Source organism: Paenibacillus assamensis DSM 18201, from assembly GCF_000422445.1.
Classification (GTDB): Bacteria; Bacillota; Bacilli; order Paenibacillales; family Paenibacillaceae; genus Paenibacillus_B; species Paenibacillus_B assamensis.
Map to the genome: position 1 here is coordinate 30,261 of NZ_AULU01000026.1, position 11,056 is coordinate 41,316.

At 44.0% G+C, this 11,056-nt stretch carries 6 protein-coding genes and 1 rRNA gene; 6 read left to right on the forward strand and 1 reads right to left on the reverse strand.

What is annotated here, in order from left to right:
• The first annotated feature begins 231 nt into the window (after positions 1-231).
• On the forward strand, positions 232-2,295 hold the full coding sequence (ligA, locus tag H580_RS0113825; RefSeq protein WP_051217464.1) for an NAD-dependent DNA ligase LigA: 2,064 nt from the start codon (positions 232-234) through the stop codon (positions 2,293-2,295).
• 162 nt (positions 2,296-2,457) lie between these two features.
• On the opposite strand, the gene H580_RS0113830 is transcribed toward ligA, so the two are convergent.
• Entirely contained in the window at positions 2,458-3,501 is a 1,044-nt protein-coding gene (locus H580_RS0113830) for a LacI family DNA-binding transcriptional regulator (RefSeq protein ID WP_028595327.1), read from the reverse strand.
• A 602-nt stretch (positions 3,502-4,103) separates the two neighbouring features.
• On the opposite strand from H580_RS0113830, the gene H580_RS0113835 reads away from it, so the two are divergent.
• The 5 genes from H580_RS0113835 to H580_RS0113855 form a co-directional block, all read left to right on the forward strand.
• Positions 4,104-5,387: a sugar ABC transporter substrate-binding protein gene (locus H580_RS0113835; RefSeq protein ID WP_028595328.1), complete on the forward strand. Its 1,284-nt coding sequence runs from the start codon at positions 4,104-4,106 to the stop codon at positions 5,385-5,387.
• Positions 5,388-5,493: 106 nt separating this feature from the next.
• Positions 5,494-6,831 (forward strand): carbohydrate ABC transporter permease, encoded by a 1,338-nt coding sequence (locus H580_RS0113840; RefSeq protein ID WP_245583567.1) that lies wholly within the window; start codon positions 5,494-5,496, stop codon positions 6,829-6,831.
• Positions 6,828-7,670 carry a sugar ABC transporter permease gene (locus H580_RS0113845; RefSeq protein ID WP_084509232.1) on the forward strand — a complete coding sequence of 281 codons (843 nt, stop codon included), beginning with the start codon at positions 6,828-6,830 and terminating at the stop codon, positions 7,668-7,670. The genes H580_RS0113840 and H580_RS0113845 overlap by 4 nt, the downstream gene beginning before the upstream one ends.
• Before the next feature lie 282 nt (positions 7,671-7,952).
• A complete protein-coding gene (locus H580_RS0113850; RefSeq protein ID WP_028595331.1) occupies positions 7,953-10,412 on the forward strand; it encodes a glycoside hydrolase family 31 protein in 2,460 nt (819 codons plus the stop codon).
• Positions 10,413-10,778: 366 nt separating this feature from the next.
• Positions 10,779-11,056, forward strand: a 16S ribosomal RNA gene (locus tag H580_RS0113855); the annotation flags it as partial.

The window sequence follows — 11,056 nt, forward strand, 5'->3', positions numbered from 1 at the left end:
GTTAACCTTAAATGATCATTTCATAGCCAAATAAAAGAGAGCAGAATCGTGTTGAAGAAACGAAGTGGTCGCCTTTGTAGTCGAATTCTATCCTTTGAATCCAAATCAAAGAATTCGACTACAACAGCGATCGGAAACATGATCTGCTCTGCACAAAATAGGGCGGAATGCTTTTGTTTTAACCTAATAAATGCTTAACCCAATGAAGTTTAATGAGAGGGGCATGCCCAGATGGACGAGAGGCGACAAGCCCAGCAGCAGTCTGAACTTGCGCACACGCGATTGGAGCAACTGATTGCGGAATTAAATCAATACAACTATCACTACTACACATTGGACAACCCAATCGTCAGCGACAAAGAATATGACAAGCTTTATGATGAGCTGGTTGCATTGGAACAGGAATCAGGGAGCGTTCTACCCGATTCTCCTACGCAGCGGGTTGGCGGCGAGACGTTAAGCGGCTTCGAACCGCATCGCCATCTTGCGAGACTTTGGAGTCTAGACAAAGCGCAGGATATGGACAGCTTAGAGGCGTGGCATCAACGCGTACTTCGTTTGATCACGGATTACAATACGAAAAATCCTGATAAGCAGCTTCCTGATCCATCGTTTGTCGTTGAGCTGAAGTTCGATGGATTGACGCTTAACTTGACGTATACGGACGGACAACTGGTCCAAGCTTCTACCCGAGGCAATGGTGTAATGGGTGAGTCGATCCTGCCGCAAGTGAAAACCATTCAATCCGTGCCGTTAACGATCCCGTATAAGGACGGTACGATTGAAGTGCAGGGCGAGGGCATCATGAACTTGTCTGTCCTGCAAGCATACAATGAGACAGCAGCTGAACCACTGAAAAATGCTCGGAATGCTGCTGCAGGCGCTTTGCGCAACTTGAACCCGCAGGTGACAGCGTCGCGAAAGCTATCTGCTTTCTTTTACAACATTGGCTACGCGGAAAGTAAAATATTTGCTGATCATAAGGAAATGTTGCAATTTTTACGAGACAATAAGTTCAAAGTTAATCCATACGCTGAATATTTTGCTAGCATGGACGAGCTCAAAGCCGAACTGATGCGCATTCAAGAGCGCAGAGCAAGCTTGGATTTTTTAATAGATGGGGCAGTTGTTAAACTTACAGACATGCGTACACGTGAAGTGCTTGGCTACACAGATAAGTTCCCGCGCTGGGCCGTAGCTTTCAAGTTCGAAGCAGAAGAAACGTCTACCATATTGGAATCGGTTAGTTGGAATGTAGGCCGTACCGGGAAGGTAACGCCGCTTGCGCGTGTAGACGCGGTTGAACTTGCCGGAGTAACCGTACAGAACTGTACCCTTAACAATATGGGTGACATTGAGCGCAAGAACTTGAAACATGCACTCGGTTCCCGTGTGTTTATTCGTCGTTCAAATGACGTTATCCCTGAAATATTAGGTAAAGTGCCAGACGAGCCGGATGGGGAAGAAATCGTATTCCCTACTACTTGTCCTGCGTGTGATTCACAATTAGAGCTGCGTGGAGCTCATCTATTTTGCAACAACAAGCTCGGCTGTAAGCCACAAATCGTAGCTCGACTATCTCACTTTGCATCCCGGGATGCAATGGATATTGAGACTTTTAGTGAGAAGACGGCTGAGCAATTGTATGATGAGCTTGAAGTACGTGATCCAGCCGATTTATTTGGCCTTACTTTTGAACAGCTGGTTGGATTGAACCGTTTTGGAGAGAAAAAGGCAAATAACTTGCTACAGGCATTTGAAGCGAGTAAGGGGAGAGAATTGGCAGCGTTCCTGAACGCACTTGGCATCCCTAATACAGGCAAGACAACCACACGCGTACTGGCCGATCATTATCGCAGCCTTGAAGCGATCATGGAAGCGATGCCAGAGGAACTTGTTAACTTGCCAGACGTTGGTTCCATCGTTGCTGACAGCATCGCAGGATTTTTCCGAGATCCTTTGCAGCGCAGCAGCATCGAACGAATGCTTGCTTATGGAGTGACACCACAAGTTGCAGCAGAAGAAGAGAAGGTAGCCATCAGCACCGACTCCTTCTTCTATGGCAAGACGGTCGTTCTTACGGGTACCCTTCATCAGCTCACGCGTGATGATGCTACCGCGAAGCTGGAGGCATGCGGTGCGAAGGTTACGGGCAGTGTCTCGAAGAAGACCGATCTCGTCATTGCAGGGGAGAAAGCAGGAAGCAAACTTGCTAAGGCAGAACAGCTTGGTATCCCTGTCATCACCGACGAAAATGAGCTCATTAAATTGTTAAACGAAGCGCTAGGTCAATAATGCTAAAGGCCCTATGGCTGCATCAGATAATGCAGCCATAGGGCCTTTATTCATGCCAAAGTAATATTCATGTATAACTGATTTCTGGCATACGTATGTGTGGTACAACAAAGATTAACTGTAAAGAGTAAAGGAATTGTCGCGATCCAATCCTTAACCGTTTTAACCGCTTGTCTTCACATTTGATGCATCTGGCACCGAGACGGACTCACGCCAAATTAACTGATGCGGAACGATAATGCGTGCTTGGCCGTATCCTTCGCCTTTTACCGTTGAAATGAGCGTATGTGCAGCCGACATTCCCATCTGATAGATGCCGATATCTACACTAGCAATAGGGGGGAGGCACATTTCCGACATAATCGTATTGTTAAAGCCAATAACACTGCATTGCTCAGGAACTAACATTCCGTTATTCCATAATGTACGAATGACACCGAATGCTACAACATCGTCGATCGTAATAATGGCAGTCGGACGATTGTTCAAATTCATTAAATCCATCGCTGCTTGGGAGGCAGATTCAGCAGTGAAGCCAGCCTCACAAATGTACTCATTCCTAAGTGGTAGCCCTGCTTCGAGCAGTGCCTTATGATATCCACTAAAACGGTCTTTCGATACCGTCAAGTTTGCAGGTCCACTCATAAATGCAATTCGTTCATGACCTTGCTCTAGCAGTTTCTTGGTAACGTCATAAGCTGCAGCCACATTATCATTATCGATGGAGATAATATCAGCGTGATGCTCACTACGGCCAACAAGCACGAATGGGAACTTTCTATCTTTAAGAAAAGAGATGATGTGCTCATCTTGGCGAGAAGACAGCATGATGATACCGTCAACCACACGTCCTTGTACAAGGCGACGAACTGCGGCTTCTTCTTCATCAGCATTAATACCGGTAGTCATCAACACATCGTAGCCGCTTGAAGCAGCTTTCGTCACGATACCACGAATAATTTCCGAGAAGAATTGGTTACGGAACAGCTCTTCCGCAGGGCGAGGCAAAATGATACCAAGATTATGAGTTGTTTTTGTTACAAGGCTTTTAGCCATCATATTTGGATGATAGCCTAGCTCCTCCATAATTTTTCTAACTTTTTTACTTGTCTTCTGACTGATTCGCGAGTCGTTAGAAATGACGCGAGATACGGTAGAGGGTGAAACGCCGGCCTTAAGTGCTACATCTACAATAGTAATAGCCATAGGTTGGATCCTCATTTCGAAGCAATATGTTCTGAGTATACCTGTTGGAGGTTCCTCGTTAAAGAGTTTTTAAATATTCAACATCAAGTATAGTCAAAAAAAAAGTTTATGCAAACGATTTACAAGAAAAAAAATCCGATGTATACTAATTACACAGTAACCGCTTACAATCTCTTTTAATTAAAGGCGGTTATTTTTAAAAAACATTGTGCAAAGGTTTGCATAAAATTGATTTTCCGGTAAAAAATCTCGTGTAGTAAAGAAACATTACTAATCGGAGAGGGAATCTTCAGGGCGGTTTGCTCCTAGATGAATTCATTTAGCGGTAATCTTACGCACAGCATGCATAGTCTAAGTATATGTAGGCTATGTACAAATCATATCCGGCTGACAAGATACCGGTAACTCAAATTTGAGTTATAGTCGTGGTGCACAAGCTGCGAAGACCAAAGAACGACCGTACCGCACGTTTTACGAACGAGCTCGCAAGAGGACAAGTTGAACGCCCTCTTCAAGCAAGGGGCTTACTCCTTCACTACATACGTTGGAAGGGAAGCCAGAAATAATAACCACAGCATACAGAACGAAGGGAGTTTCTACACATGAAAAAGAAATGGGTTTCTCTGTTGTTATCTGCAATGATGGTATTTACTTTGTCGGCATGTTCTTTGGGGGGCAAGTCATCTACACCAGCTCCTACTCAGCCAACTACGGAGACGGCTACTACGGAGACTGGTGAATTGAAGCCTGAAGAGGGTGCAAGCTTGGTAGTTTGGGAGAGTAAAGAAGCTCGACCATTCGTTGAAGCAATCAACAAAGAGTTCACTGACAAATATGGTATTCCTGTTAAGTTCGAAGAAGTATCCGGTGGAGATACAGCGAACAAATTGACGACTGATGGTCCTGCAGGTATCGGTGCGGACGTTCTTATGTTCCCACATGATAACTTGGGTCGTGTAGTTACCGCGGGTCTTATTATGCCAAATGATTTCCATGAAGAAGAAACACGCAAAAACAACTCGGAACTGTCTGTAAACGCTTCATCTTATGATGGAATTCTTTACGGTTATCCGCGTTCGATTGAAACATACTTAATGTTCTATAACAAAAAGCTTCTACCAGACGGTGCTCCTAAAACAATGGAAGAAGTAATTGAGCTTTCTAAGACGATGAATGATCCTGCAAAGAAACAATACACGTTTATGTGGGAAATGGGTAACTTCTACTTCGACTTCTTCTGGATCGCATCAACTGGAGGATATATCTTCGGTCAAAACGATACAGACGCTACTGATCTTGGTCTGAACAACGAAGGTGCTGTAAGTGGTTTGAAGTTCCAACAAGACTTTGTTAAACAAGTATTGCCTTTGAAAACATCTGATGTCACGTTCGATATCAAAAAAGGATTGTTCACAAACGGACAATTGGCAATGAGCGTTGATGGTCCTTGGGTAATCGGTGACTTGAAAAAATCCGGTATGGACTTTGGTGCTGCACCAATCCCATCCATTCAAGGCAAGCCATCTAAGTCGTTCTCTGGTGTGAAATCTTGGTATGTAAATGCTTACACGAAATACCCGAACGCAGCTAAGTTATATGCTCAATTCGCATCTACAAAAGAAGCACAATTGAAAGAGTTCGAAATGACGGGTACGGTACCAGCTAATAACGAAGCAGCAACTGATTCTAAAGTAGCAAATGACCCGATTACATCTGCAATTTTGGAACAGTTCAAAAACTCTTACTTGATGCCAGCTATTCCTGAAATGAACAGTGTATGGAGCCCGATGGCAGCGGCATTCAGTGATGTATTGAATAAAGGTAAAGATCCGAAGCAGGCTCTCGACGGTGCTACTAAGCAAATCACAGACGCTATCGGTCAATAATAGAAGGGAAGCCCGGAGAACAGAACAGGTTTCTCTGGGCTTTTCCCTCTCCTCATAAACATGATCGGTTTGTGCAGAGGGGCATATAGGAAAGGAGAGACGCCTAATGGATACTACAATGAAGCAAGCACCAGCCAGCAAGGCTACACAAGCGGCTGTTATGTCCGCAATAGTGTGGGGCTTAGGGCAATTTTATAATCGCCAGTTTGTGAAAGGCGCGCTGCTGCTCGCTACAGAGATAATGATGTTGTTGTATCTGATTCCGGCATTGCCACAAGCAGTGTGGGGGATAGTTACGCTAGGAGAAACACCTACTGGAAGAGTTAAAGTTGGGAAAATGTATCAAATGGTACAAGGAGATCATTCTATCTTCTTGATTATCGAAGGTCTAATTACGATAATTGTCTTCTTATTGTTTATATGGATGTTTGTTGCCGTAGTACGCGATGCATATCGTGTTAGACAAACGATCGAACGTGGCGATCAAGAAAACAATTTCATTCAAAGCTTGCAGTATGTTGGGGAGAACAAATTCGCACAGCTGCTACTTGCTTTACCGGCTACAGGTGTGTTGTTCTTCACGATCATGCCAATCGTCTTTATGATTATGTTGGCATTTACGAACTACTCTGCACCTAAGCACATTCCACCTGCAAATCTTGTCGACTGGGTGGGCTTCAAGAACTTCACTGACTTGTTGACACTTGGTACGTGGAGTGAAACTTTCTACGGTGTTCTTACGTGGACAATTATTTGGGCGATTATCGCGACGGTAAGTTGTTATTTCGGCGGTATTCTTGTTGCACTTCTTATTCAGCAAGCAGGCATTAAATTCAAAACAATGTGGCGTACAATCTTCATCATTCCATATGCGATCCCACAAATGGTATCGTTCTTAATTATGCGTAACATGTTTAATGGTGAGTTCGGACCGATTAATCAATACTTGTCCTACTTCGGCCTTGGCAAGGTGCCGTGGCTGTCTGATCCATTCTGGGCAAAAGTAACGGTACTTATGGTTAATACATGGGTAGGTATTCCGGTATCCATGGTGCTAGTTCTAGGCGTATTGACGACGATTCCGAAAGACCTTTATGAAGCGGCTGATGTTGACGGAGCTAGCGCTTGGCAGAAGTTCCGTGCGATAACAATGCCAATGGTATTGTACTCAACAGCACCGATTCTCATTATGCAATTCGCAGGTAACATCAACAACTTTAACGTTATCTTCTTGATGACTGGTGGTAATCCGGCAAATGGTGACTATCAGTATGCGGGAAGTACAGATTTGCTCGTTACATGGCTCTATAAGCTGACACTTGATAATCACAAGTATAGCATGGCTGCTGCAATCGGTATTATTATCTTTATTATCGTCGCATCTCTATCGATTTGGAATTACAGACGTACACGTTCGTTCCGAGAGGAGGATATGATCCAATGATTGGTAAAAAGAAAACGTCTATTATTCGCCTAACATTAAGCTACATTTTGCTAGGACTAATAGCTCTTACGGTATTTTATCCGACGTTGTGGATACTCATGTCTTCCATTCGACCTGGTACGTCCATCTATAGTGATACATTGATTCCGTCGAATCCGACGTTTGAGCACTACATTAACTTATTTACATCTAGTCAATACATGTACGGCCAATGGTACATGAATACGTTAAAGATAGCGGTATTTAATACGTTAATTGCTTTGGTACTTGTCATTTGTACAGCATATGCGTTGTCTCGTTTCCGTTTCCGCGGGCGTAAGACATTGATGTCCACGATTCTTGTATTGGGCATGTTCCCTGGCTTCATGGCTATGATCGCGGTTTACATTTTGCTTCTTCAACTTGATTTGTTAGATTCACATTGGGCTCTAATTTTGGTTTATTCGGCGGGTGCGCCATTAGGTGCATTCCTTGTAAAAGGGTTCTTCGATACAATTCCGAAAAGCTTGGAAGAGGCTGCACGTATCGATGGGGCTTCTCACTTTACCATTTTCACAAAAATCATGCTTCCATTGTCGAAGCCAATGATCACATATGTAGCACTTACGACATTTGCTGGTTCTTGGGTGGACTTTATCTTTGCGAGAATGGTACTACGTACAAAAGAGAACTGGACACTCGCAGTTGGGCTATGGGATATGGTTGCGAACAACTCATCAAGTAGCTTTACAATGTTCGCGGCAGGTTCCGTCTTGATCGCAGTTCCGATTACACTCTTGTTCTTGTTCCTACAACGCTTCCTAGTGGAAGGTTTGACGGCTGGGGCGAGCAAAGGATAAATTCATTTCTTCATATAAGAAGAAACTCAAATACGATCCAGTAACAGTCTAGCAAAAAAAACTGGCGGTACTCGATTGAACATTACTACCGATTTAAAAGTTACGACAATGATCGCTTGCAGTCGGATGTCATCATGACGAACAGATATCAAACATTCGGCTGCACCTCTGATCGGGTAGTTAAGATACACGCAATTATTGTAAGCAGCAAAAATAATATTATATTTAACCGCATTAACAAAAACGAATGGATTCGGTATAGAGAGAAAGGAGGCCTCAACCATGTTGGATACAAGTGAAGCGATACATCCAGATGCAAAAGGTCAACAAGAAGCGAAAAGCGGCCTTACACTAGGACGTATTACACGAGTTGAAGTACAAGGTGAAGCACTCATTTTGTGGGGAGAAAGATTTAACCTAGCTGTAAAAGCTATCAATGAGCAAGTTATGCAGTGGAAAGTATTTTACGGCAACAAGCCAGACTGGCGCACATCTGCAGCAATGATCAACCGTCAAGAAGATGGCACGCTTGCTGCAAAGCCACTAAAACATAGTGTTACAGAAACAACGGTACTCGTTACTTATGGCGAACTTACGATGAATATCGATCGTCAAAATGGAACATTTGACGTGATGCAAAATGGCCGTAAGCTATTTGCAATGCGCAGTCTGCTTCGTCATGCTGAGCATCAAGGTGATTTCACAGCTCAACTTACGATGGAGTCCGAAGATCGTCTATACGGTCTTGGTGAAAAAACAGGCTTCCTTGATAAACGTGGCGAGCGCTATACGATGTGGAATACTGATGTATACGCGCCACACGTGCCTGAAATGGAAGAGTTGTATCAGTCCATCCCGATGATGGCTGTGCTACGTCAAGGTCAAGCTTATGGCGTATTCCTTGATAACCCAGGTCGCACCGTATTCGATATGCGCGTTCATGAAGATGCATTTATGATCCAAACTCGCACTGGCGATATGGATATGTACGTATATGCAGGACCGGACTTAAAAGAAGTTATCCGTCAATATACAGATATGACAGGTCGTATGCCATTGCCGCCAAAATGGTCCTTGGGCTACCACCAATCTCGCTATAGCTATATGAACCGCGAAGAAGTAATGAATCTAGCTCGCTCTTTCCGTGAGAAGCAAATTCCGTGTGATGTTATCCATCTTGATATTCATTACATGACAGGCTATCGTGTGTTCACCTTTGATGAAGAGCGCTACCCAGATCCAGCAGGTATGATGGCAGAGCTTAAAGAAATGGGCTTCCACATCGTTCCGATCGTAGATCCAGGAGTTAAGCGTGACGCTAAATACCCAGCATATATGGAAGGAATCGATAACAACTACTTCTGTAAATATGCTGAAGGTCAACTATACATCGGTAAAGTATGGCCAGAGGAGAGCGCATTCCCTGACTTCACAGAAGAGCGCGTTCGCGACTGGTGGGGCGAGAAGCAAAGCTTCTACACAGACCTTGGTATCGAGGGTATTTGGAATGACATGAATGAGCCGGCAGTCTTTAACGAAACGAAGACAATGGATACAGAAGTTATCCATGGCAACGACGGCAATCGTAAGACGCATGGTGAAATTCATAACCTATACGGCATGAACATGTCTCAAGCTACGTATGATGGGTTGAAAAAAGAACTAGATGGCAAGCGTCCATTCGTATTGACTCGTGCTGGTTACAGCGGTATTCAGCGTTACGCAGCTGTATGGACAGGTGACAACCGCAGTTTCTGGGAGCATATGTCCATGGCTATGCCAATGGTACTTAACCTTGGTATGTCAGGTGTGCCATTCTCAGGTCCAGATATCGGCGGATTCGCACACCATACAAGTGGAGAATTGTTGACTCGTTGGACGCAAATGGGCGTATTCTTCCCGTTTGCACGTAACCATTCCGCGATCGATATGGTTCGCCAAGAGCCTTGGTCCTTTGGTGATAAATATGAGAATATTCAACGTGAATATATTTCACTTCGTTATCGCTGGATGCCTTACTTGTATCACTGGTTCCATGAAGCTTCTCAAACAGGTCTTCCAATTATGAGACCGCTTGTGCTTGAATATCCAAACGATCCAGAAACGTTCAACTTGTGCGACCAGTTCCTAGTTGGTGACTCAGTTCTTGTAGCACCTATCTATCGTCCAAGCACAGAATGGCGTTCTGTTTACTTGCCAGAAGGTGAGTGGTATGACGAATGGACTCGTGAGCGTCTAGAGGGTGGGCGTCATATTCATGCACATGCACCGATCGAGAAAATGCCTTTGTATGTACGTGCAGGTTCCGTTCGTATGGAAGAGCCTTTGCGTCAGTTTGCTGACGAAGCTATTGAAGATACAAGCGTAACGGCATGCGTATACTTGAAAGGTGAGGCGAGCAGCTTCAACCTGAACTGGTATGAAGATGACGGTTTGACTTACAAATATGAAGAGGGCGCGTACAATATCGTGAGCACTGAAGTTGAACAAGGCGCAGATAGCGTTCGCATCTTAATGAATTATAAGCATCAAGGCTATGATGCGAAGCGTTCTCATATGAACGTTCGTGTAATTGGTCTTGCAGAAGCTCCTGCACAAGTGCAAGGCGCAGGTGAGCAATTGTCCGAGGAAGCATTGAATCAAACTACTAAAGGCTGGTTCTGGAATGAAGAAAGTAAAGAACTAGTTGTGAAGTGCCAAGACAGCGCTTCTCTATTAGATGCAGTAATCGTACTTAAATAGTAGATTCAAAATTTATAAATGGAGACTGTTCTACCCTTCGAAAGAAGTGGTAGGCGGTCTCTATTTATATTAGAGAGTTTGGATATCAAATAAACAAAATGGAATATTTTATTAGTTGCAACGAGAATGTATTCGTGGTAAATTAGTTCTTGTCAGTTCGACGGCGCAACACCAATAACGAGTTACACAAATAAGGTTGTTGAAAAACGTCGAGAAAAAGAGTTGACATTAAATATCGTTTCTGATAACATATATAAATGTTCGACACAAAATGTTGGATGTTTACAAGTTCCTTGAAAACTGAACAAATGACAAAGCAATGAGAATTAATTCTCGTCAGCAATACAAATGAGCAAGTCAAACACTTTTATGGAGAGTTTGATCCTGGCTCAGGACGAACGCTGGCGGCGTGCCTAATACATGCAAGTCGAGCGGGGTTGATGGAGTGCTTGCACTCCTGATGCCTAGCGGCGGACGGGGGAGTAACACGTAGGCAACCTGCCTGTAAGACTGGGATAACTACCGGAAACGGTAGCTAATACCGGATAGGCTTTTTCCTCACCTGAGGGAGAAGAGAAAGACGGAGCAATCTGTCACTTACAGATGGGCCTGCGGCGCATTAGCTAGTTGGTGAGGTAACGGCT